We start from the raw sequence: 23,061 nt of genomic DNA on the forward strand, positions 1-23,061 counted from the left end.
CCGACCTCGCCTGTGTCGCGATTGCCTGCCTTTTCGTCAGATGCACTCAAGCTGGCGCAAGACGCGGCAATGCGATGACGTGCGTGCCCTGCAACTGCACGGCACGATGCGTAGCGCTTGATTGCACGATGCGATGACGCGGATTGTTTGCGCCAAGTGCCGCGTCTATCAAGTGAACCGGCTGCTTGGCATTGCGCGCCCGCGGTGCAATTGCACTGGGTTGCAGCCATCGCAATCAGACCGCATCACGCAGGGTGCGCTGCTCAGCGCGTCCCACGCGCGGATTGCCGCGCGCTGGCCATCGATTCGGCCACCGCGATCTTGTCTGCCACCGCTTTCTGCATCGGCGATCCGGTTTCCAGCAAACCGTGCAGATGCCGCCAGTGCGCCGTGGCCGCGGCGAAGTCCTGCTGTTGAAAATCGCTGATGCCCAACAACCAGAGTCCACGCTGGTTGTCCGGCTCGCGTGCGATCACCTGCTGCAGGCGTGTGCGCGATGCGGCGTCGATGGCGAAATCGTCGTGCGTGGCCATATCCGCCGCGACCCAGCCCACAATGGCGGCGCTGATATCGGGAGCGATTCTGAGCACTTGTGCATATGCCTCGCGCGCCTCGGCGGGGCGGTCGTTCTGCTCGAACGTCTTGGCCTGCTGCATGAAGCGATCCAACGCCAGCTCCTGCGCGTCGGCGATGGCGTTTGCCGCTCGCGCCTGCCCTGCAACTGCGGATGGTGGCAGCGGGGCCACGTGTGCTGGCTGCGCTGCATCCACATGCGTGACGATCGCCTCCGGCGCGCCCACCAGCCGGTACAACCCGGCCGTGGCCAGCGGCAGGCCCAGCGCCACCAGAATTGCCAAGCGGTAACGCGCATGACCGCTGCCGGTGGGGCGGCGCAGCAATGGTGCCAGCAACAGCAGCAAGGCCAGCGCCACCAGCACGGCGCTTGCGACATAAAAACCTGCCATCACCATTCTTCCTCCGCGTGCGGCGCCACCGGCGTGCCGGCGCGCGCACGTTTGCGCACGGTGTGGATGACCACGCCCGCACCAGCAAGCAGCATCAGCGCCGGCCCGAACCACAGCAGCCAGGTGCCGCGTTTGACCGGCGGGTCGTAGAGCACGAAATCCGAATAGCGATCGACCATGTACTGCTTGATCTGCGCATCGCTCCTGCCGGCCTGCAGTTGCGCGAACACCTGATGACGCAAATCGCGCGCCAGGCTGGCGTTGGAATCGGCCAGGTTTTCGTTCTGGCAGACCAGGCAACGCAGTTGCGCCGTCAAGCGCTGGTAGCGCGCTTCATCGCTGCGGTTCTTGAACGGCAGCGGATCCACGGCCTGCGCCGCCAGCGAGGGCGCCAGCAGCACGCCAAGCAGCAACACCAGCAGCAAGCGCACACGGCGGCCTTGCGTGCGCCAATGCCAGCGCCAATGCCACAGGCGTGTGTAGCGCGCCGACGCCATCACGGCGCGGCCTTGGGAAGCGATGCGATGGCCGGCAGCAGCTCGTCGTTGATCGCATCGGGGGTCAGCACGCCGATGTGTTTGTAGCGGATCACGCCCTGCGCATCGATCAGGAACGTCTCCGGTGCGCCGTAGACGCCGAAGTCGATGGCGGTCTGGCCGGCTTCATCGGCGATCACCACTGCATACGGGTTGCCGAGTCGCGCGAGCCAGGCGGTGGCATCGGCCGGAACATCTTTGTAGTTGTAGCCGATCAGCGGCACGCCGAGCCGGCTGGCCTGGGCCATCAACACCGGATGCTCATGCACGCATTCGGCGCACCAGCTGCCGAACACATTCAGCACGTAGGGGTTGCCCAGCAATTGATCGCGGCTCACGCGCTGTTCGGGCTGATCCAGCCGCGGCAACGAAAACGCTGGTGCCGGCTTGCCGATCAACGGCGAGGGCACATCACGCGGACTGTGCTGCATCGTCCGCAGGATGCCGACGCCGAACAGCGCCGCCAGCAACACGAAGCCCAGCAAGGGCAGCAAACGATTCACGGGCGCGATTCCTGTGCGATGACGCGCGCTGGTTGCGCCGGAGAGGCGACCGAGGTGTGTGCAGTCGCCGGCGCACGCAAGCGGCGTGCGCAGGCGCTGACGAAGCCGCCCAACATCATCAGCAGGCCGCCGGCCCAGATCCAGCGGATGAAGGGTTTGTAGTACAGCCGCAGCGTCCAGTCGTGTTCGATGTGTTGATCGTCCAGCGGCTCGCCCAGCGCCACATACAGGTCGCGGGCGATGCCGGGATCGATCGCCGATTCGGTCTGGATCCGCTCGCTGCTGTACAGGCGTTTTTGCGGATGCAGTTGCGCGACCACCTGGCCGTCGCGGCTGACCTGCACGCTGCCTTGTTCAGCCTTCCAGTTCGGCCCATCCACCAGCTGCACGCCATCGAAGCGGAAGTTGTAGCCGGCGATCTGCGCGCTCTGGCCGGGCGACAGCCGCACATCGCGTTCCACCGACAGGCTTTCGGAGACCAGCACGCCGGCAACGAACGCCGCCACGCCCGCATGCGCGATCAGCATGCCGGCCATTTCCGCCGGAAAGCGCCGCCCGCGCGGCATGTCGCGCCAGCGTTTGACCACGTACAGCGCGGTGCCCGCGGCCACCCATGCGGCCACACCCATGCCGGCGATCGCCTTGGCCTGGCCATCGGCAAACACACTGCCGACCAGGGCGCAGGCGATCGCGGCAATGCCGGCACGCGTGCCGAGCGCTTTCAACGGTGCGGCTTCGGCCTTGCCCCAGCGCAGGTACGGGCCGAACGGCAGCAACAGCACCACCGGCAACATCAACAACGGAAACAGCAGGCCGAAATAGGGCGGCCCCACCGACACCTTGCCCAGCGCAAACGCGTCGGCGATCAGCGGAAACAAGGTGCCCAGCAAGACCATGGCCGCGGCCACGGTGAGCAGCAGGTTGCCGATGAGAATGCCGGTTTCGCGCGAGGCAGCGGCAAACGGTTTGCCGCTGGCGATCTTGGGCGCACGCAGTGCATACAACAGCAACGAGCCGCCGACGACGGCAACCAGAAAAATGAGGATGTACAGGCCGCGGCGCGGATCGGCCGCAAACGCGTGCACCGAGGTCAGCACGCCCGAGCGCACCAGGAAGGTGCCCAGCAACGACAGCGAAAACGCCAGGATCGACAGCAGGATGGTCCACGCGCGCAGGCTGCCGCGTTTTTCGGTGACCGCCTGGGAGTGGATCAACGCGGTGCCGACCAGCCATGGCATGAAACTGGCGTTTTCCACCGGGTCCCAGAACCACCAGCCGCCCCAGCCCAGTTCCGCATAGGCCCACCAGCTGCCGGCGACGATGCCGGCGGTCAGGCAGGCCCAGGCCACATCGGTCCACGGCCGCGCCCAGCGCACCCAGGCCTGTTCCAGTTCGCCGCCGAGCAATGCCGCCACTGCGAATGCGAATGCCACCGAAAACCCGACATAGCCGGTGTACAGCACTGGCGGGTGGAAGGTCATGCCCGGGTCCTGCAACACCGGATTGAGTTCGTTGCCATCCAGCGGAATCGGCGACAGCCGCCCGAACGGATTGGAGGTCAGCAGGATGAACGCCAGAAAGCCCAGCGAGATCAGCCCCAAGACCGCCAGCACGCGGGCGGCGAAGCGCTGCGGCAGGTGCCGGCTGAAGGCGGCCAGCAGCACCGTCCAGGTGGCCAGGATGGCGATCCACAACAACAGCGAGCCTTCGTGGGCGCCCCACACCGCCGCAACGCGGTAGTACCAGGGCAGGGCGATGTTGGCGTTGGCGGCGACGTAGGCCACCGAAAAATCCAGCGACAACAACGACCAGGCGAGCAGGCCGAACGCCATCCACACGAACACCGCCTGGCTCAGTGCTGCAGGCCGCGCGATCCCCATCAACGCGGTGTTGCCGCGCCACGCACCGATCAAGGGCAGTACGCCCTGGGCGAGCGATAACAGCAGTGCCAGGATCAGTGCGATCTGGCCGAGTTCAGGCGTCATGGGCGGATCGCAAGGTGAAACGGAAAGAGGACGTCATCGACGTGCGTGGCAATGACCGCAAGCGCATCAACGCGGCGCGGTCAGCGGTGCGACGGTGGCGGGAACTGGCTTGCCTAGGTGGCCCTGCGCCATCGCATCCTTCAGCTCTTTCGGCATGTAGGTCTCGTCGTGCTTGGCCAGCACTTCGTTGGCGACAAAGCGCCCGCCCTGCATGCGCCCGTTGGCGATGACCGACTGGTTATCGCGAAACAGGTCCGGAAGAATGCCGGTGTACTCCACCTGGGTTGCTGCGTTTTTATCGATGACGGTGAAGCTGACCTTCAGCGAATCACCGGCACGCTGGATCGAGCCGGCCTTGACCATGCCACCGAGCCGGAATTGCTGGTAGCCGGCGGCTTCCCCCGCGCGGACCTGGCTTGGGGTGAACAGGTAGCTCATGTTCCGCTGCAAGGCGAACACGATGAGCGTGACGGCCAGCGCGGCGGCGGCCAGTACGCCGATCACCAGCCACAGACGTTGTTTGCGCGTGGCGTTCATGGCGCTTCGCGGTCCAGTGCCGGTGCCGGTTGATCGCGTACACGCCACGGTGCCTGCCGCTGCAACTGGCCGCGCAGTTCGCGCGGCAGCCGGCGGCGGCGCAGCCAGGGCGCTGCAAGATCGGCCAGCAGCGCCAGCACGAACAATGCGTAGGCGGTCCACACGTACTGGCCGTAGCCGCCCATCGCCAGAAAGGTGCTCATGCGGTGCGCTCGGTCAATACGATGCGGCGGACCCAGTCCTTGCCGCTTTCCAGTGCCAGCAATTCCACACGCACGCGGCCGAACAGGCTCGCAACGTAATAGCACTTGGTGGCCAGCATCATGGTCAGCAGCGGCCACAGCATGTCTGCGCTCATCTTGGAGGGGCCGAGCAGGCGCACGGTGGACCCCTGGTGCAGCGTGTTCCACCACACCACCGAGTAATGCACGATGGGCAGATTCACCAGGCCCACCAGTGCGAGCAAGCCGGCGGCGCGCATCGCCTGGCGGCGGTCTTCCACGGCGTGATACAGGCCCAGCACGCCCAGGTACAAGAACAGCAGCAGCAACTCGGAGGTGAGCCGCGCATCCCAGGTCCACCAGGTGCCCCACATCGGCTTGCCCCACAGTGCGCCGGTGCACAGGGTGATGAAGGTAAACGCCGCACCGATCGGCGCCGAGGCCATGGCGACCACTTCGGCCAGCTTGATGCGCCACACCAGCGCAATGAACGCCGAAACGCCCATTGCCGCATAGATGAAAAGACTCATCCAGGCACTGGGCACGTGGATGAAGATGATGCGGTAGGCATCGTGCTGCTGGTAATCCGGCGGTGCCAGTACCAGGCCGCCGTAAGCTGCGACCGCGCCGAGCAGCGCGGCCAGCCCCAGCGCCCACGGGCGCACGCTGCCGGCGACACGATAGAAGGTCGGCGGCGAGCTGAGTTGATGCAGCCACAAGGGAATCCACTTGGCCATGCCGGTGCCGTCAGTTGGAGTGTTTGGCGGGAGGCGCCAGCGCCTGCACTGCGGCGCCGGCGTTGACCTGCAACTGCCCGTCGGAGACCTTGCTGGTGCGCTGCATGAGCTCGCGCAACGCCTTGGCATCCATCGATGGTTGCAGCGACAACAGCAGCGCGGCCATGCCGCTGACGTGTGCGGTGGCCATCGACGAGCCGGAGGTGAAATCGTAGCGGCCGTTCGGTTGCGTGGTCAGGATGTCCTTGCCGGGTGCGCTGAGCACGCCGGGCATGGCCGGTGTTGCGCTGCTGCTGCGCACGACCAGCACGCCGGGTACGTCATTGGGAAAGCCATCCAGACGCCCGTTCGGTGGCATTGCCGCCACCACGATGCGGCCCTGTTGCACCAGCTGCTGCAGCATCTTGCTCAACAGCGGATCGGCGGGGCCACCCAGGCTCAGGTTGATCACGCGCGCGGAGCTGTTGTCGATCGCCGCCAGCGCCTTGGCCAGGGTGAAGGTATTGCACCGTGCGGTGGCGCCGACCGTGGGCGCGTACCAGCACGCCTTGTAGATACTCAGCATGGCCTTGGGTGCCATGCCGACGATGCCCTGGTGATTGTTGCTGCCGGCGGCAATGATGCCGGCCACTTCGGTACCGTGCGAATCGGTGCTGGTCTTCACCGGTTTGTCGTCGACCAGATCGTGCACGTCGCGGATGCGCGCCTTCAGATCGGGGTGGTCGGTGTCCACGCCGGTATCGACGACCGCGATCACCACGCCGCGGCCCTCGGTCACGGTCTGTGCGCTGGCGGCATCGGTGTCGATGAAGCCGCGTTGCATGTCCACGTACGGGTCGTTGTAGCTGGACAGCGAGGTCGTCTTTTCCGACGCATCGGTGGAGAACACCGAAAAATCCTGCACTGGCTGCACCAGCTCCACGCCTTCGTCGTCGGCCAGTGCACTGACCAGTTCATCGCGCGACACGCCCGGCGGCGGTTGCAGCACAGCGCAATACAGGCCCAGCGAGGTGATTGGCCAGGCCGAGACTTCGTGCAGTTTGTAGCGCTGCTTGATGCTGTCCATGCGCGCGGCAGCCTTCTGGCCGGCGCCGTAATAGCTGGATGCGTAGCCGATCAGGCTGGAGCCGGCGCGGGCCGGTGGCGCGGCGAGCGGGTTGGCCACCGCCAGCAGGATGTCGCGGCTGCTGTCGGGCGTTTGCGCATCGGCCAGTGGCGGGGCGGTGCCGGCAACATCCGTCGCCGGCTCCTGCAGGGCTGCGGCAGCGTGCGCGTTGGAGGGCGCGCCCAGGCCGGTGAACGCGGCGATCAGGCCAATGGCGAACAGGCGATTCATGGGGCCGAGACGATCTCCGCCAGCCGGATGCCCGGGGTGGCGCGTAGTTGCTGCACGGTCTGCTGCGGTTGGGCCGGGGGCTGCGGCGCGGCGGGCACCACGGTGTAGGCGCCCATTTCGTTGGGGCCGCCGACCACCTGCAACTGCTGCGCATGCAGCAGCCGGTCCCAGTCGGCCACGGTCATCCTTGCGTCCGGCACCACGCGGATGGCGCCCTGCGGCACCGGCAGGGCCGCCACGCTGCTGAGCGTGCGGTAGTCGTGCGATGGCGCGGGCGAGGCCAGCTTGACGCCCATCACGCCCAGCCCGATGGCCTGGACCAGCGCGGCGGCGGCCAGGGCGCGTACCGTCCAACTGCCGGAGCGGCGTGCGGCAGGCGCGCGCGCAGACGCGCTGTGCTGCTCCGGTGCATCCAGGCGGCCGAGCAGGCGTTGCAGACCGGCGCTCGGGTCCAGCTTCACTGTCGACGGCAGCGCCAAGGCCTGGCGCAGGCGGTTCTGCTGGGCGAATTCGGCGCTACACGAGGCGCACTTGGCCACGTGCGCGATCAGCCAGGTGTTTTCTTCCTCGGTGGCACTGTCCAGCAGTACCGCCGGCATCAATTCCCAGGCGTGCGAGCATTCCTTGCCAGGCGCGATGAAAAACGTCTTCATTGCATGGTCTCCGTGTAAGCGGCGCCGCCGGCCAGGCCGGGCAGCACATTGCGTAATTTGACCCGGGCGTGGAACAGCCGGGCTTTGATGGTGCCGACCGGGCACTGCATGATGTCGGCCACTTCTTCGAGCTTGTGGCCGACGCCGTAGACCAGTTCGACCACCAGGCGCTGGTCCGGCGACAACCGTTCCATGCCCTTGTCCAGCCAGTCGCGCAGTTCGCGGTCGTCGTTGTCGTCGGCGCTGGGGGCGTGGTCTTCCACCAGGGCGGTGTCGTCGATGGCTTCGCCGTCATGCTGGCGCAGGCATTTGAGTCCGCAGCGGTAGGCGATGCCCATGATCCAGGTGGAGACCTGCGAGTCGCCGCGGAAGTCGCCGGCCTTTTGCCAGGCGATCCAGAAGCAATCGTTGATGGCCTCTTCGATAATGTCCGGGCGGCGGGTCAGCCGCGACAGGAAACGGCACAGCCGGCCGTGATAGCTGTGGTACATGCTGGCCAGCGCGTCGCGATCGCCCCCGGCCATGCGGCGCAACAGCATGCGATCGGTGGCATCGCCCAGGGTGTCGGTATCATTCATCGGTGCAGGCATGGCGGGTCACCCACGTCAGTGCGCGCTGGCAGGCAAAAGGTTGCGTGTGGATCAGAAGGTTCTGGCGACCGTGCCCAGCCACGGCATGTCGCCGGGGCCGCCCTGCATGCGCGGGGTATTGCCGCTGGTGAGGATGCGCTCGGCTTTCAGTGTCCATCCGGCGCGGTTCCACTTCAGGCCCACCTGGCCGTACTGATAGCGGCCGGAGCGCGCTGCACCGTAGGCCATGGCCGGAAAGCGCGACGAGCCGGCACCGAGCGACAGGCTGACATCGTCGCGCAGCGGGACGTTGGCGGTGATATCGAACGCCACGTTCCACGGCGACCGGTCGGCCCGCGGGAAATTGAAGGTGGACAGCGAAAACGTCAGCAGGTCGCGGTAGGACCAGGCCAGGCTGGCTTCCTGGCGGTCGAAGGTGCGCGTGGCGCGGTCGGTCGGGTAGGCGTAGTAGAGCAGGCTGGCCTGCATCTGCCAGCGGTCGTCCAGCATCCAGGCACGTCCGAGCTGTGCGGTGACCGCGACCGGATCACTCCAGGCGGGGGACTGCAGCGCCACCGAGGTGGAAACCGACCAGCCGGGGGCGGGCAGCCAGTAGCCGGCGGCCTGCACGGTGACCTTGTTGGGCGCGATCGAGATGCCGCGGTCGATCAGGCTGGAGGTTAGCGCCACGGCACCACCGAAGTCCTTGGCCGGGGCGCTGCCGCAGGCGCCGGCTGCCAGCGTGAGCAGCAGCCACTGCAGCAGCGTGCGGTGCCGGTATGGTTGGCGACGCACCCGCGGTTTGCATGGTTGCTGGGCGGACACGGGCGGTCGCGCTTCGCAAAGCTGGCGACGTGCGGCACTGTCCGACAGTGCGCTCACGTAGAAGCCCGCGCGGGCGCAATGCCGTCGCGGTCGGGAGGGGAGCGGCTTGGAAGCTGGAACGGTGGGCAATGGCGTGGGGCGGTGTGTCAGACAGGGACGCGATGGTGCCCCAGGTCGGCGGACGAGACCACCGCAGCGGCGGCGATTGCGTCCGGATACGCGAAGGCACCGCGTCGGGCAACGCGAATCCATCCTGGCCGGCCGGTGGCGGCGGCGGCGGCCTGCAATACCTTGCTGTGCAGGCGGCCGCCACCGGCAGGTGCCACGGCTGGGCGCATTGGCAACCGACGCAGCCACGCCACCGGCAGAGCACGCGATGCAGGTGGTGCCCGCAGGACAGACGACCGGGACCGCGGGCATGCGCGCGCGGTGCGATTGGCGCGCCATCCGTCCGCCCCCTCGGGCGACGACGCGCCATGCCGCGTAGGCCGCGCCTATTTCAAGGTGTTGAGGTAGGCGATCAGCGCGTCGAGCTCCTTGGGGTCGTCCAGGCCGTCGTATTTCATCTTGGTGCCCGGCAGCGCCTTGGACGAGGATTGCGATAGATAGGTCTTGAGCTGGGCCGGGGTCCAGGTCCACTTGCTGTTCTTGAGCGCGTCGGAATAACCGCCGAAGTCGGCGACGGTACCGGCAGGGCGTCCTGCCACGCCGAACAGCGATGGGCCCTTCTTGTTCTTGCCCGGCTTGACGCTGTGGCATTCACCGCATTCGGTGAGGAAGACGTTGGCGCCGTCGGCAGCGTATGCCGAGGGCACGGGCAGTGCGCCTGCCAGCATCAGCCCGGCCAATGGGGCGCACAACACGGAGAGTTTGCGTGGTGAGTTCATGTGGATCCGTACAGGTGCGGGAGGGGTCAGAAGGCCAGGTTGACCGACAGGGTGAAGCTGTCGAGATCGCGCGGATTGGTGATCGGCGGGCCACGGAAGACGTTGGAGGTACTGCCGTTGAACTTGTCGAAACGGAACCAGCCGGCGGACACGCGCAGATTGGCCATCGAGGTATAGGTGCCGTCCTTGCCGAACGGGGTCCAGTACAGCAGGATCAGATTGCTGGTGGTGTCCGGGATACCCACCGGCGAATAGCGCGCCGCATCGAACGAGCCGCTGTTGATCATGTGCGCGGCCAGCACGCCGTAGGTCTGCTTGAAGGCGTAGTTCATGCTGAGGGTCTGATCGCGCACGCTGCCCCGGTCCAGCGCCGGCAGGGTGGGATCGGTCGGCATCAGCGGGCTGCCGTATTTGCGACGTTCGTAGATGTTGACGTAGGCCAGTGACAGCACGTGCTCGCGGGTGCCGAGGAATTGGTAGGTCAGGTCGTAGCCGAAATCGGTGAGGTCGTCGCTGGGCCCGGTGCGCAGCGGCTGGCGGCGCGTAGTGAGCGCGGTCAGGCCCACCGAGAAGAACTGGCGCTTCATGTCCTTCATGTAGGCAAGACGCGCATAGCTGGTATCGCTGAGCTTGCCCGGGTCGCCGTTGACCGGCCAGCCGAGGCGGTCCTGCGCAGACGGCGACAGCGCGCTGTAGCTACCCACTTCGCCGTACCAATTGCGGTCGTACAGCCCGTAGACGCTGGCGCCGATGACGCGGTTGGACAGCGCCGAGGAGCTGAGCATGGTGGAGGCACCGCCATTGGAGGCAGGGGTGAGCGTGGAGGCGTTTGGCAACACATGCACCGGGTCGGAAATGCCCGGGTTGTTGTTGACGCTGACACCGATCATGGTGTCCTTGCCCGCTATCTGGAACGGCTTGCCGACAAAGCGCAGATCGACGTCGTCCAGGCGCGTATCGAAGGTCGCATTGCCGCTGTTGTTGGAGCGGATCTTCGAATAGCCGCCGATGTTGTCGGTGAGGCGGCCGCCCAGATACAGATCGGCTTCGCGCAGGCGCGAGGTGCTGTCGCCGCGGCTGGGGTTGTTGCGCGACCAGGTGAGCTGGCCGGATACCGGGATCTTGGTGCCCTCGCCATCGGTATCGGTAAAACCGCCGAGCTTGAAGCGCATGCCGTAGGGCGTGAGCGAGGGGCCATAGGAACCGACATGGCAATCGGCGCAGGACGAGCCGGTCTGGCGCGCGAACGAGGGAATCGCCTGCGCCTGCGTGCTGGCCAGTAGCAACAAGGGGCCGGACACGCACAACAAGGACGTCAGGCAGGCAGTACGCGTGGCGGTGCAACGCGGGGCGGGCTGGAAAGCGGGCATGGAAAGTCCTTGTTCGACGGTGCGGGATGCAGGGGTGCGGGAATCGGCGAAGAAACGGATCACAGGTGGCTGGAAATGACGGTTCACGCCTGCTTGCCCGGTAAGACGCGACGCAGCAGACCGTCGCGTAGAACCAGGTGATGCCAGAGCGCGGCGCCGATATGCAGTAGCACCAGCGCCAGCAGCGCCCAGGCCGCATTCAAGTGCCAGGTGCCGAGGGTGTCGCCGAGGTCGCCGTCCGGCGCGACCAGCGCGGGCAAGGGGATGCCGAAGAAATACACCTGCTTGCCGTAGGCGCTGCTCAGCGACCAGCCCAGCAATGGCAGCGCGAGCATCAGGCCGTACATCGCCACATGCGTGGCGCCAGCGGCCAGGCGCATCGGCAGCGGTGCGGGCGGACCGGGCGGCAATCTGCGCAAACGCAGGCGTAACCCGATGCGTAACGCAAACAGCACCAGCACCAGCAAGCCAAAGTGGCGGTGGCCTTCCAGCAGCCACTGACGCAGTGCGCGGCCATCCAGTTCGGCGCGCAGCAGGATCAGCGTGGCGGCCATGGTCAGGCACAGCACGGTAAGCCAGTGCAGCACGCGCATCGCTTTGGGCAAGGGTGGTACCTGCGCGGCTGCGGGCGCCTGCTCTGCCGGGGGCACCGTGTCTGTGCCGCTGACGGGAGCGCTGGCGGGCGCCGGGGGGGAGGAACGCATCTGATCTGTCTTCCGGTGGTGGTCGTTGGTTCCGGCTGCGCGCTGCGCGGCCAGGCCTGGCTCCCCACGCCGGCCGAACGGCGGCCAGGTGAACGTGCACCGATGGGTGCGGCGATGTCGGAAAAAGGTTGCGTTGTTGCGGCACCTGGTTCGCACGTGCTGCACATCGAAGCGCTACGACACGATCGGTTGCGCTTGCGCGCACGGCGCTTCGCAGGGTCGCGGGCGCGCGCAACCTTTCGCGCAACCCGGCGCACTCAGGCATGTCGCACTACGTGCAGTCGGCGGTTACGCCTTTCCGATCATGGCTATCGAACGCATCCAGTTGCATACCCACGGTGACGATCGCGGCCTGCTCATCTCATTGGAGCAGCAGCGCAATGTTCCGTTCGAGATCCGCCGCGTGTATTACTTGTTCGGCACGCGCCACGACGTGCATCGTGGCCAGCACGCGCACCGCCAGCTCAATCAATTTGCAGTGGCCTTGCACGGCTCGGTGACGATTCTGCTCGACGAAGGCAATGGCAATGGCTCCAGCGAAGTGGTGCTGGACGACCCATCGCAAGGCCTGCTGCTCGGCCGCATGGTGTGGCGCGACCTGTACCGCTTCAGTGCCGACTGCGTGCTGATGGTGCTGGCCGACCAGCTTTACGACCCTGGCGATTACATCCTGGACTACGACCAGTTCGTGAGCGAAGTGCGCAATGGCACTGCGCTGCAAGCCCGCAGGCTGGAAGCATGAGCGTACCGAGGCAACTGGTGATCGTCGGCGCGGGCGAGTTCGCGCAGATCGCCTGCGAGTACTTTCAGCACGACAGCCACTTCACGGTGGCGGCCTTCAGTGTGGAGCGCGCTTTTCTGCTGCAGCCCACAGTGGCCGGGTTGCCGGTGGTGGCGTACGAAGAACTCGAGCAATGCTATCCGCCGCAACACTACGCGGTGTTCGTGGCGATTCCGGCAACGCAACTCAATCGCCTGCGTACCCGTTTCTTCCAGGATGTGGTGCGGCGCGGCTATCGCTGTGCGACGTATGTGAGCTCACGCGCGTTCGTCTGGCATAACGCGCAGATCGGCGCCAACTGCTTCATCTTCGAGGGCAACGTCGTCCAGCCGTTCACCCGCATCGGCGACAACTGCGTATTGTGGAGCGGCAACCATCTCGGCCACCGCACGGTGGTGCAGGATCATGTGTTCATCGCCTCGCATGCGGTGATTTCCGGCTATTGCGAGATCGGGCAGGGCAGCTTCATCGGGGTCAACGCCACGCTCAGCGACAAGGTGCGGATTGCCTCGGACAACGTCATCGGTGCCGGCGCGCTGGTGACGCGACATACCGAAGCCGAGCGTGTGTACGTGGGCTCGCCGGCACGCGCGGTGGCGGGCAGATCCAGCTTCGATGTGGAGCTTTGAGCGGTGTTCGCCTGGAACAAGCGCGGACTGGTGTTCGATGTCGCACGCCATGGGGTGGGCGGCTGGATGCACCATGCCGCGCTGACGCCAACACCGCATCGCCTGTCTGCTCAGGTGCTGCGGGTGTACGCCGGCTTTCGCGATGCGCAGGGCGTGAGCCGGATCGGCTACGTGGATGTGCGCGCCGATGCGCCAACGCAGATCGTCGGCGTCAGCAAGCAGCCGGTGCTCGACATTGGCCGTGACGGTTGTTTCGACGACAACGGCATGATCTTGGGCGATGTGGTGGCCGGGCCGGACGGGCTATACCTGTTCTATGTCGGCTTCCAGCGCGTGGCCAAGGCCAAGTTCCTCGCCTTCACCGGCCTGGCGGTCTCCCACGATGGTGGCGAGCGCTTCCAGCGGCGGCAGGAAACGCCGCTGCTGGATCGCGCCCCCGGGCGCAGCACGATTGCCGCGGTGCATTCGGCACGCTACGAACAGGGCCGCTGGCGGCTCTGGTACGCAGTGGGCGACGACTGGGAAACGATCGGCGGCCAGCCGTATCCGCGTTACCACATCCGCTACGCCCAGACCGACGACCTGCATTGCATCCCCACCGACGATGCTGTGTGCCTGCGTCCACATGGCGACGAATACCGCATCGGGCGTCCGCGCGTGTACCGGCTCGGCGAGCGCTATGTGATGTATTTCACCCGTGGCGACCTCCAGGGCGGCTACTTTCCCGGCATCGCCTTCAGTGGCGATGGGGTGCACTGGGAACGCGACGACCGTCAGTTGGGGCTTGCGTTATCCGATGACGGCTGGGATGCGCAAGCGCTGTGCTACCCCGCCTTGATCCAGCACGGCGAGCGTGTGTTGATGTTCTACAACGGCAACGCGATGGGGCAGGCGGGCTTCGGCCTGGCAGAGGCGGCGTTGCCGGTTGCGTTACAGGGCTGCCATGTTTTCGGTTAGGTCCTACGTGCCGGCCGATGCGCCTGCGTGGGATGCCCTGGTGGTGGCGTCGCGCAATGGCAATCTGCTGCATCGGCGTGACTATATGGACTATCACGCCGAGCGCTTCGTGGATGCGTCCCTGCTTGTCCAACGTGGGGACGCGGTGGTGGCGGTGTTCCCGGCGAATGTGCAGGGCAATTGCGTCAGCAGCCACGCCGGGCTCACCTATGCCGGGCTGCTGTCCTCGATGGCACTGCGTGCCGGCGCCGCCTTGCAGGTGTTCGAGCAGATTGCCGCGCACTACCGCGCGCTTGGCGTGCGCGAGATCATCTACAAGCCGGTGCCGCATATCTTTCATGCGTACCCGGCCGAAGAAGAGCTGTACGCACTGCATCGGCTTGGCGCGCAGCTCTGCCGGCGCGATTTGTCGTCGGTGATTGCGCTACGCGAGCCGCCTGCATTCAGCACCGAGCGGCGGCGGTCCATTGCCAAGGCGCGCAAGGCCGGGGTACAGATCCGGCGCGGGACCGAGCTCGATGGATTTCATGCGCTGCTGACCCAGGTCCTGCAGCGGCATGGCGTGGCACCGACGCATCGGCTGGATGAGCTTGAACTGCTGCAACGCCGGTTTGCGCAGCAGATCGTATTGCATGAGGCGCGCGCTGATGGGCAATTGGTCGCCGCCGCGTTGGTCTTCGACTTTGGCCGCTGCGTGCATACCCAATACCTGGCGGTCTCCGAGCAGGGCCGCCAGTTGGATGCGTTGAGCCTGCTGCTGGCCGACCTCATCACCGATGTCTATGCGCAGCGCGAATATTTCAGTTTCGGTATCTCTACCGAACAGGGCGGGCAGGTACTCAACGAAGGCCTGGTGGAACAAAAGGAACGCTTCGGCGCGCGCGCCGTGGTACAGGATGTCTATCGATGGTTGATGTAATGGATGTGCCTTTCCTGGATTTGCGTGCAGTCAATGCACGCTATGCCGATGAGCTCAAAACCGCAGCGGCACGTGTGATCGATGCCGGCTGGTATGTGCTCGGTCAAGAGCTGGCCGCATTCGAAGAAGAATTCGCCAGTTACTGCGGCACCACGCATGCAGTCGGCGTGGGCAATGGGCTGGATGCGTTGGGGTTGATCCTGCGCGGCTACCGTGAGCTGGGGGTGTTACGCGAAGGCGACGAAATCATCGTGCCGGCCAACACCTTCATCGCGACATTTCTGGCGATCAGCCAGAACCATCTGGTGCTGGTGCCGGTCGAGCCGGACCCGGTCACTTTCAACATCGACCCGGCAAGGGTGGAAAAGGCGATCGGGCCACGCACACGCGCCATCATGGCAGTGCACCTGTATGGGCAATTGGCCCAGATGCAGGCCCTGCAGACCCTGGCCCATCGCTACGGCCTGCTGCTGATCGAGGATGCCGCGCAAGCGCACGGGGCAAGCGCACGGGGGCAGCGTGCCGGTGCCTTCGGCGATGCGGCGGCCTTCAGTTTCTTCCCGACCAAGAATCTGGGCGCATTGGGCGATGGCGGCGCAGTCACGACGTCGGATGCACGTCTGGCCGAGCGCATTCGCGCGCTGCGTAACTACGGCTCGGAAGTGAAGTATCACCATCTCTGCCAGGGGGTGAACTCGCGTCTGGATGAAATGCAGGCTGCTTTCCTGCGCGTCAAGCTGGGCTATCTGGAGGACGAGATCGCGCTGCGGCGTGCAGTGGCACGGCGATATCTGCACGGTATCTGCAACCCGCTGATCGTGCTGCCCGCGCCGGTGGCCGAGCAACAGCACGTCTGGCATCTGTTCGTGGTACGCAGCCTGCAGCGCGATGCCTTGCAGGCACATCTGTTGCGGCAGGGCATCCACACGCAGATTCATTACCCGGTGCCGCCGCACCGGCAGCCGGCATACGCCACTTTGGGCGAGGCCTGCCTGCCGCTGAGCGAACAGCTGCATCGGGAAGTACTGAGCCTGCCGATGGGGCCGGCGCTGGACGATGCAGCAGTTGCGCATGTGATCGCGGCCTGTCAATCGTTCGGCAGCAACATATGAATCTCATGCGCAGCAGCGCCTACACCGGCGTTGCGACGCTGGCCAAGCTGCTGGCGGCATTGGTGGTGATCAAGCTGGTCGCCGTCTATGCTGGGCCGCAGGGTGTGGGCCGGCTTGGCCAGTTCCTCAACCTGATGTCGGTGCTGGCGGTATTGGCCGGTGGCGGCATCAGTACCGGCATCGTCAAGTATGTGGCGCAGTACCGCGACGACGCCCCCGCATTGGCGCGCCTGCTGAGTGCGGCGCTGTGGTACGCATTCTCCGCGGCCTGCGTGATCGCACTGCTGGCGATGGCGTTCAGTGGAGCGATTGCCGAGCGCCTGTTGGGCGATGCGAGCTACCGTCCGCTGATCTGCGTGTTGGCGATCGCGCAGCTGGGAATCGCACTGCTCAATTTCATATTGGCGCTGATCAACGGCTTCATGGATGTGCGACGGCTCGTCTTCGTGCAAGTGACAGGCGCCGTGCTGAGCGTTGCCTTGGTGGCGTGGCTCTCCAGCCGGGCGCAATTACATGGAGCGCTGCTGGCGCTGGTCCTGGGGCAGGTGCTGTGGCTGCTGGCTGCGGTCCCGGCGCTGCGGCGTAGCCCCTATTTTCAGCCTGCAATGTGGCGGATGCGCTTTGACGCGCAGATGACCCGTCGGCTGGCGGCATTTTCGCTGATGACGCTTACCTCGACACTGATGCCGCAGCTGGTGACCCTTGCGGTGCGCAATCATCTGGCGCTGCGGTTCGGCTGGGAGCAAGTGGGTTACTGGCAGGCGGTAAGCCGGGTTTCCGATGCCTATCTGCTGTTCTTCACCACCGCCATCAACGTGTACTACCTGCCCAAGCTGGCCTCGCTGCAAGGCGCTGCGGGGCTGGGCAGCGAGCTGCGCAGCGCGTATCGCCACGTCATGCCGGCGGTGATCGTGGCGGCGCTGGGCGTCTATGTATGCCGCGATTGGGTGACCTGGCTCCTGTTCGATCCCCAATTTGCCGCTGCGGCGCCCTTGTACGGCCCGCAGCTGCTGGGAGACGTGGTCAAGATCGCGGCGTTCGTGCTGTCGTACGTGATGCTCGCCAAGGCAATGACGCGGCTGTTCGTGATCTCCGAAAGCGTGTTCGCAGCGAGCTATCTGGCGCTGGTGTACGTGTTCACCGCGCGGTTCGGGCTGATCGGTGCGATGTATGCCTTCGCCGCCAACTACGTGTTGTATCTGTTGTTCAACATCGTGGTGGTGCGGCGCTATCTGGAACGGGCGGCATGAACGATCGGGCGTGTGTATCGGCACGTATACGCTGGCCGCTGGTGTCGGTGCTGATTCCGGCGTTCAACCATGCGCGTTTCGTGCAGCGTTGCCTGGATAGCGTCCTGGAAGACCCATATCCATGCAAGGAGATCGTGATCATCGACGATGGCTCCCGTGATGCCACCGGCGAAAAGATCAGCCAGTGGATCAGCGATCATGGACATCGGCTACCGGTGCACTTCGTGCAACGCGAGAATCGGGGAGTGGCCGCCACGCTCAACGAGCTGGCATTGCGTTCGCGGGGAGAGTATCTGCGGCTTGGCGCAAGCGACGACTATCTGTTGCCCGGCGGGCTGGATGCGCAGGTGCGCTATCTGCGCGGACATCCGCAAAAACTTGCGGTGATCGGCGATGCCTGCGTGGTCGATGCGCATGGCCAGTTGCTGCATGCCAGCGCCATGCGCGATCTGCACCGGGTCGACAAGGATCTGTATCGCTCCGAATCCGGCATCCGGCATGCGGTGATACGGCAGTGGGCAGTCAGTGGCGCCGTGGCCCTGCTACGGCGCAGCGCCTTGGACGCGCGCAGCCGGTGGGACGAGTCGCTACGAATCGAAGACTGGGATTTCTTCCTGCGCCTGGTTGCGGGCAATGCGCTGGGTTTCATCGATCTGCCGGTATGCGCCTACCGCTTGCATGGCAACAACCTCAGCAAGACCGCAGACGCGCCGGCGCGCATCGCCAACCTGTGCGAGTCGCGGCAAGTGGCATTGCGCTGCGCACCGCTGTTCGATGAGCCCGATCGCATGCTGCTGCATGCGCAGGCGCGTTACATCGCTGCCAAGGTGGAATTTCTGCGGCGCCGGCCGCACCGGATTGCCATGCATCTCGCGGTCTACGCAGGGTTGTCGCTGTCTGCCAGATGGCGTCCGAAACGCGTCGCGCGCGCGGCGGAGCTTGCATGAGCACGCTGTTGCGCCGTCCGGCGACCTATCTGGCATTGCCCATGTTGCTCAGCTGCGCGTTGACGTGGCTGACCTATGCGCTACCCGACGGCTACCTGGAAGGTATCGTGCTGCTGGCGCTTGCGGCAGCGGCCACCTTCGCGCTCGATGCGGTGCTACGCATACAGGTGCCGTCGGTCGAACGCTTTCGCCACTACCGTTACCCCGGTACCTGCGATGCATTTCTGGCGATGGGACTGGCCGCGGCGGTGACGATGTTCTGCATCGCCGATGTGGTGCTGTTTCCGATTCCCTTGTTCAGCGATCCCGCGTCGTACGCTACCTTGAGCCCGCTGCGTGCGCATGTGCGGCACATCTCCAATATGTGCTGGATCCTGCCGCCGATCGCCCTGCTGTGCGTGCGCCATCGTGGGTTGCGTGCGGCGATGGTGATGTTGGGGTTGGTGTTCCCGATCGTGGTGATCGATCGCAACCGCATCTTCGCTGGCCTGTTCTCGTTCGTGCTGGTGATGCTGTTGCGGCGCGACCCGGCACGTCGGTTGCCGTGGAAGACCGTTGGCCTGCTCGTGCTGGCCGGCGGTGGCGTGTTTTCGATCCTTGGCGCGTTGCGCTCCGGTTCCCTGGCCACCGTGGCGTTGCCGTTCAGCGCGTTCTACCGTGCCATGCCGCAGGGCGTGCAATGGTTGCTGCTCTACATCAGCGCCGGGCCGTATAACTTCGGGGCGATGCTGGCCAAGGGCTACGTCAACGCCAGCTTCCTGGTCAATCAACTGGTGCCGTTCACTGGTTCGATTGCCACCGCGGGGACCAGCATTCCGCTGGATGCGCCCAACATCAATGTAGGCACCGAGTTCTTCCCGTTCTTGATGGCGTGGGGCGCTCCCGGTGCCCTGCTTGCGATGTTGGCCTTGTACGCCGGGCTGGTGTGGAGCGTGCGGCGGCTCGATGGTTCGCTGTCGATCTTTCATGTGCTGATCTTCCTGCGCATCGCCTATGCCTGCCTGATGTCGCCCTTCGCGCCACAGGCGTTCACCTGGACCAACTTCGGCTTCGTCGCGCTGTGCCTGGTGCTGCATGCCTGCACGGTGCTGCTGCCCAACCGGCTGTCCCCACATCCGTCTGCCGCGTGAGCGTGCAGCACGCCCCTTATCGCCCCGTTGTAGAGCCGCGCCCATGAATCAACACGACGAAATCTATCTGATCGACCTGTGGCGCATCCTGCGCCGGGAATGGCGCTGGGCAGTGGCAGCGCTGGTGGTGGTGCTTGGCCTGACCTTCGCTTTTACACGCCTGGCAAAACCGCAATGGGAGGCCACCGCGTGGATCCAGGTTGGCGAAATCGGCCCGACCCCTGCTGGCCGCGACCCCAAGGTCGAACCGTTCCAGCGGGTGATCGATCGCATGAAAACGCGGTTGTTTCAGGATGCGGTGTTGCGTCGGGCGCAGGTGCCGCTCAATAGCCGCGCCGCGCAGCTGTATCGCGGCAGCCTGAAGCCGGACCCCGACCCGTACGCCAATCTGATCGGTGTGACGATCCGCGCGGAATCGGCGCAGCAAGCGCGCACGCTGGCCATGGCCACCGTGAGCCAACTGCAGACGCTGCACGGCGACACCCATGCAGCTGCGCTCGATCTTACGCGCGCCCGCCTGCAAGGCTTGAGCGAGGATCTGCGCGCGGCCACCACCAACCGCGAGCAGCTACAGCGGCAGTTGCAGGCCGGGCACGGGGCGTCTTCCGCCACGCCAACGCAGGTACTGGCGGGCGTGTTGCTCACCGACAGCAACACCACCATTCGCGCCTTGAAGAGCGAGCGCGACGACCTCGTTGCCCGCCTCACCGCGCGCTACACCTACCAGACCTCGCTGGCGTGGCCGCTGTACGTGCCTGACCGCCAGGCGTTTCCAAATGCGGTCACCGCCTGGGCGGCCGGCCTGCTGGCCGGGGCGGGACTGGGCGTACTGGTCGCGGTGCTGCGCAATGCGGTGCGTCGTCGCGCGCGGACTCCTGCACACGCTGGTGCATGACGGTTGCCGTGGGCAACGGCGCATGCAGGGGGGATTGAGTTTGCGCAAGCAGCAGGCCCCAGGCGATACGAGAGCGAACGCCGGGCCGTACATCGCATACGGCGTGTTGAGCCAATGCATGCCTGTTGGGCGTGATCGCCTGAGCCAGCTCGGCCAGCAGTCGCCACGCTGCAACCAAACCGGCAACACCGCGCACTCACGGGTCTATCAAGCGATGCCGCACTGGTGGCGTTGCGACCGGAGAGCGTGGTGAAAACAACAGGACGGGTCTGGAAGGCTGTGCATGTCGTCAATCAGTGAGCATGCGGCGCGGGGCGGCACGGTCGCGCCGGAGCAGCTGCTGGAAACGCAACGTGCGTTCGACAGCGTTGCTCCCGACTACGATGGTCCCCGCGGCAACAACGCGCTGATCCAGCGCATGCGCACCACGCTGTGGGACACGGTGGCGAGCGAGTTGCCGATAGGGTCGCGGCTGGTCGATCTGGGCTGCGGTACCGGCCTGGATGCTGGCGAATTCGCGCGCCGCGGATATTCCGTGCTGGCGACCGACTGGTCGCCGGCAATGGTCGAGCGTACTCGCCACCGCGCGGCCACGCACGGTCTGCAAGAACGCCTCACCACCGCGCATGTCGGCATCCAGCAACTCGATCGGCTGGAAGGCAGCTTCGATGGCATGTACTCCAACTTCGGCCCGCTCAATTGCGCGCCGGATCTGCCGGCCGTCGCCGCGCAATGCGCGCGCTTGCTGCGCCCGGACGGCTGCCTGGTGTTTTCGGTGATCGGGCGGATCTGTCCGTGGGAAATCGGCCATTACGCCTTGCGCGGGCGCTTCAGGCGCGCGGCGGTGCGTGCCGCCAAAGGGGCAATTGCGGTGGGCATGAACGGCCACACCATCTGGACCTGGTACCACCTGCCGCGCGAGTTCTACCGCGCATTCGAAGCGCATTTCGTGCTGGACAGCTACCGCGCCTTGAGCCTGTTCCTGCCGCCGCCGTATCTGGTGGAGTTTTGCGAACGCAATCCACGCCTGTCCGAGCGCCTGGGGCGCTGCGACGACCGGTGGGGCGGACTGCCGCTGCTGCGCGACATGGGCGATCACTTTTTGATCGTGATGCGCAAGCGCTGAGTGGAGCGGTCGATGGCCATGGCCGATGTCTGCCTGCAAGGCGCACGCGCGATCACCCCGGCGGGTCCGTCGCGTGCCGCAGTGACGATCCGCGCGGGGCGCTTCGGCGGCACGCTCGGCACCGGCACCGTGCGCCTGGATCTGCAAGGGCATGTACTGGCGCCGGGCCTGATCAATGCGCACGAACATCTGCAGGTCAACTGCGTGCCACCGCTGCCGCAGGCCACGCCGTTCGCCAACAGCTATGCGTGGATCGAGTCATTTCAGGCGCATTTTCAGCACCCGGACGTGGCCGCCGCACTACGCGTGCCCAAGGCGGTACGGCTGCGCCATGGCGGTTTGAAGAACCTGTTGGCCGGCGTCACCTGCGTGGCCCAGCACGACCCATGGCATGCCACGCTGGACGAGGCGAATTTCCCGGTGAGCCTGCTGCGCGACTTCGGCTGGAGCTACGCATTGGGGTGGGCAGGCTATGGCCCGCCCGTACAAGGCAGCTTTGCCGCAACCCTGCCAGCGCATCCGTGGATGATCCATCTGGCCGAAGGCACCGATGCGGTGGCGCGTGCCGAGCTCGACGAACTCGACCGGCTCGGCTGCCTGGCCGCCAACACGGTGTTGATCCACGGCGTAGGCATGGGTGAGCACGATATCGAGCGGGTGATCGCGCGTGGCGCGGCCGTGGTGTGGTGTCCTTCCAGCAATCAGGCGCTGCTGGGCCGCACGCTCGATCCGTGGCGCTTGTGCATGGCCGGCCGGCTGGCGCTGGGCAACGATTCGCGCATCAGCGGCGCGCGCGACCTGCTGGAAGAACTGCAGATCGCCAGCCAGAGCGGGTTGGCACCGGACCAACTGCTTGGCATGGTCACCGGTGACTGCGCGCGTATCCTGCGCATGGCAACGCGTGGGCGTATTGCGCCTGGAGCCACTGCAGATGTGTTGATCGTGCGCGACCTCGGTGGCGAGCCTGCCAGCAGCATCGTCGGTTGCAAGCGCAGCGACTTGCGTGCGGTGATTCGCGATGGCAGGCCGCGCATCGCCGATCTGGATTTTGCGCCGTGGTTCGACGCGGCCGGCATCCGGACCGTGCCGGTGTTGCTGGACGGACGGCCCAAATTGCTCGATGCCACGCTGGCCGATCCGGCGGTGCTGGCGCTCGAACCCGGTCTTAGAGCGTGTTATGTACGTTAAGGTGAGTGCGAAGCGTCCTGTGGCGCGTCGAGACAAGGCGTGCGCTGCGGCCCAGGCTGGCCGCCTGGGCAAGGCGCGCAACACGGTCTCGGCGCGCCACAGGGCTAGAGCGTGTTATGTACGTTAAGGTGAGTGCGAAGCGTCCTGTGGCGCGTCGAGACAAGGCGTGCGCTGCGGCCCAGGCTGGCCGCCTGGGCAAGGCGCGCAACACGGTCTCGGCGCGCCACAGGGCACCTCCCGGAGGGTTGGCCGTCAGCGGCACGGAGCGGGCGCCGCGCGGCTTGCCTTGGCGCCAGCCA

General features: G+C 65.8%; 25 protein-coding genes. 11 read left to right on the top strand and 14 right to left on the bottom strand.

Annotated elements, in window-relative coordinates:
* Nucleotides 1-263: 263 nt before the first annotated feature.
* From EO156_RS10040 to EO156_RS10110, 14 genes are all read right to left on the bottom strand, one after another.
* Nucleotides 264-971, bottom strand: a complete 708-nt coding sequence (locus EO156_RS10040; protein ID WP_026006822.1) for a hypothetical protein — start codon at nt 969-971, stop codon at nt 264-266.
* Nucleotides 965-1,462, bottom strand: a complete 498-nt coding sequence (locus EO156_RS10045; protein WP_016848940.1) for a cytochrome c-type biogenesis protein — start codon at nt 1,460-1,462, stop codon at nt 965-967. Before EO156_RS10045 ends, EO156_RS10040 begins: the two co-directional genes overlap by 7 nt.
* Nucleotides 1,462-2,004 carry a DsbE family thiol:disulfide interchange protein gene (locus EO156_RS10050; protein WP_005919663.1) on the bottom strand — a complete coding sequence of 181 codons (543 nt, stop codon included), beginning with the start codon at nt 2,002-2,004 and terminating at the stop codon, nt 1,462-1,464. The genes EO156_RS10045 and EO156_RS10050 overlap by 1 nt, the downstream gene beginning before the upstream one ends.
* Nucleotides 2,001-3,989 (bottom strand): heme lyase CcmF/NrfE family subunit, encoded by a 1,989-nt coding sequence (locus tag EO156_RS10055; protein WP_016848941.1) that lies wholly within the window; start codon nt 3,987-3,989, stop codon nt 2,001-2,003. The genes EO156_RS10050 and EO156_RS10055 overlap by 4 nt, the downstream gene beginning before the upstream one ends.
* A gap of 66 nt (nt 3,990-4,055) precedes the next feature.
* Nucleotides 4,056-4,526 carry a cytochrome c maturation protein CcmE gene (ccmE, locus tag EO156_RS10060; protein WP_016848942.1) on the bottom strand — a complete coding sequence of 157 codons (471 nt, stop codon included), beginning with the start codon at nt 4,524-4,526 and terminating at the stop codon, nt 4,056-4,058.
* Nucleotides 4,523-4,729, bottom strand: a complete 207-nt coding sequence (gene ccmD / locus EO156_RS10065) for a heme exporter protein CcmD (protein WP_003481747.1) — start codon at nt 4,727-4,729, stop codon at nt 4,523-4,525. The genes ccmE and ccmD overlap by 4 nt, the downstream gene beginning before the upstream one ends.
* Nucleotides 4,726-5,484 carry a heme ABC transporter permease gene (locus EO156_RS10070; RefSeq protein ID WP_003481749.1) on the bottom strand — a complete coding sequence of 253 codons (759 nt, stop codon included), beginning with the start codon at nt 5,482-5,484 and terminating at the stop codon, nt 4,726-4,728. The genes ccmD and EO156_RS10070 overlap by 4 nt, the downstream gene beginning before the upstream one ends.
* A 10-nt stretch (nt 5,485-5,494) precedes the next feature.
* Complete coding sequence (locus EO156_RS10075) at nt 5,495-6,820, bottom strand: S8 family serine peptidase (protein ID WP_005924222.1); 1,326 nt, start codon at nt 6,818-6,820, stop codon at nt 5,495-5,497.
* Nucleotides 6,817-7,473: a zf-HC2 domain-containing protein gene (locus EO156_RS10080; RefSeq protein WP_015463069.1), complete on the bottom strand. Its 657-nt coding sequence runs from the start codon at nt 7,471-7,473 to the stop codon at nt 6,817-6,819. Before EO156_RS10080 ends, EO156_RS10075 begins: the two co-directional genes overlap by 4 nt.
* The gene (locus EO156_RS10085) at nt 7,470-8,063 is read right to left on the bottom strand and encodes a sigma-70 family RNA polymerase sigma factor (protein ID WP_029828712.1); all 594 of its coding nucleotides are present in this window, start codon (nt 8,061-8,063) and stop codon (nt 7,470-7,472) included. Before EO156_RS10085 ends, EO156_RS10080 begins: the two co-directional genes overlap by 4 nt.
* 51 nt (nt 8,064-8,114) lie before the next feature.
* A complete protein-coding gene (locus EO156_RS10090; RefSeq protein WP_313905346.1) occupies nt 8,115-8,924 on the bottom strand; it encodes a hypothetical protein in 810 nt (269 codons plus the stop codon).
* Between the two features lie 437 nt (nt 8,925-9,361).
* On the bottom strand, nt 9,362-9,754 hold the full coding sequence (locus tag EO156_RS10100) for a c-type cytochrome (RefSeq protein ID WP_003481759.1): 393 nt from the start codon (nt 9,752-9,754) through the stop codon (nt 9,362-9,364).
* A gap of 26 nt (nt 9,755-9,780) precedes the next feature.
* The gene (locus tag EO156_RS10105; protein WP_016851406.1) at nt 9,781-11,124 is read right to left on the bottom strand and encodes a hypothetical protein; all 1,344 of its coding nucleotides are present in this window, start codon (nt 11,122-11,124) and stop codon (nt 9,781-9,783) included.
* An 83-nt stretch (nt 11,125-11,207) separates the two neighbouring features.
* The gene (locus EO156_RS10110; RefSeq protein ID WP_026007286.1) at nt 11,208-11,717 is read right to left on the bottom strand and encodes a cytochrome b/b6 domain-containing protein; all 510 of its coding nucleotides are present in this window, start codon (nt 11,715-11,717) and stop codon (nt 11,208-11,210) included.
* A 415-nt stretch (nt 11,718-12,132) separates the two neighbouring features.
* On the opposite strand from EO156_RS10110, the gene EO156_RS10115 reads away from it, so the two are divergent.
* The 11 genes from EO156_RS10115 (at nt 12,133) to EO156_RS10165 (ending at nt 22,762) form a co-directional block, all read left to right on the top strand.
* On the top strand, nt 12,133-12,570 hold the full coding sequence (locus EO156_RS10115; protein ID WP_003481767.1) for an FdtA/QdtA family cupin domain-containing protein: 438 nt from the start codon (nt 12,133-12,135) through the stop codon (nt 12,568-12,570).
* Nucleotides 12,567-13,238: an acetyltransferase gene (locus tag EO156_RS10120; RefSeq protein ID WP_016851408.1), complete on the top strand. Its 672-nt coding sequence runs from the start codon at nt 12,567-12,569 to the stop codon at nt 13,236-13,238. The genes EO156_RS10115 and EO156_RS10120 overlap by 4 nt, the downstream gene beginning before the upstream one ends.
* Before the next feature lie 3 nt (nt 13,239-13,241).
* Nucleotides 13,242-14,195 carry a hypothetical protein gene (locus EO156_RS10125; RefSeq protein WP_016851409.1) on the top strand — a complete coding sequence of 318 codons (954 nt, stop codon included), beginning with the start codon at nt 13,242-13,244 and terminating at the stop codon, nt 14,193-14,195.
* Nucleotides 14,196-14,202: 7 nt separating this feature from the next.
* On the top strand, nt 14,203-15,114 hold the full coding sequence (locus EO156_RS10130) for a GNAT family N-acetyltransferase (protein ID WP_016851416.1): 912 nt from the start codon (nt 14,203-14,205) through the stop codon (nt 15,112-15,114).
* Entirely contained in the window at nt 15,102-16,226 is a 1,125-nt protein-coding gene (locus tag EO156_RS10135; protein WP_016851410.1) for a DegT/DnrJ/EryC1/StrS family aminotransferase, read from the top strand. The genes EO156_RS10130 and EO156_RS10135 overlap by 13 nt, the downstream gene beginning before the upstream one ends.
* Nucleotides 16,223-17,476, top strand: a complete 1,254-nt coding sequence (locus tag EO156_RS10140; RefSeq protein WP_016851411.1) for an O-antigen translocase — start codon at nt 16,223-16,225, stop codon at nt 17,474-17,476. The genes EO156_RS10135 and EO156_RS10140 overlap by 4 nt, the downstream gene beginning before the upstream one ends.
* Entirely contained in the window at nt 17,473-18,423 is a 951-nt protein-coding gene (locus tag EO156_RS10145) for a glycosyltransferase (protein ID WP_016851412.1), read from the top strand. Before EO156_RS10140 ends, EO156_RS10145 begins: the two co-directional genes overlap by 4 nt.
* A complete protein-coding gene (locus EO156_RS10150) occupies nt 18,420-19,553 on the top strand; it encodes a hypothetical protein (RefSeq protein WP_016851413.1) in 1,134 nt (377 codons plus the stop codon). The genes EO156_RS10145 and EO156_RS10150 overlap by 4 nt, the downstream gene beginning before the upstream one ends.
* 43 nt (nt 19,554-19,596) lie before the next feature.
* On the top strand, nt 19,597-20,448 hold the full coding sequence (locus EO156_RS10155) for a Wzz/FepE/Etk N-terminal domain-containing protein (RefSeq protein WP_016851414.1): 852 nt from the start codon (nt 19,597-19,599) through the stop codon (nt 20,446-20,448).
* 283 nt (nt 20,449-20,731) lie between these two features.
* Nucleotides 20,732-21,574 (top strand): class I SAM-dependent methyltransferase, encoded by an 843-nt coding sequence (locus tag EO156_RS10160; RefSeq protein ID WP_003481783.1) that lies wholly within the window; start codon nt 20,732-20,734, stop codon nt 21,572-21,574.
* 12 nt (nt 21,575-21,586) lie between these two features.
* Complete coding sequence (locus EO156_RS10165) at nt 21,587-22,762, top strand: amidohydrolase family protein (RefSeq protein ID WP_016851415.1); 1,176 nt, start codon at nt 21,587-21,589, stop codon at nt 22,760-22,762.
* The last annotated feature ends 299 nt before the right edge of the window (nt 22,763-23,061 follow it).

This window comes from Xanthomonas sp. DAR33341, assembly GCF_003992815.1.
Classification (GTDB): domain Bacteria; phylum Pseudomonadota; class Gammaproteobacteria; order Xanthomonadales; family Xanthomonadaceae; genus Xanthomonas; species Xanthomonas cissicola.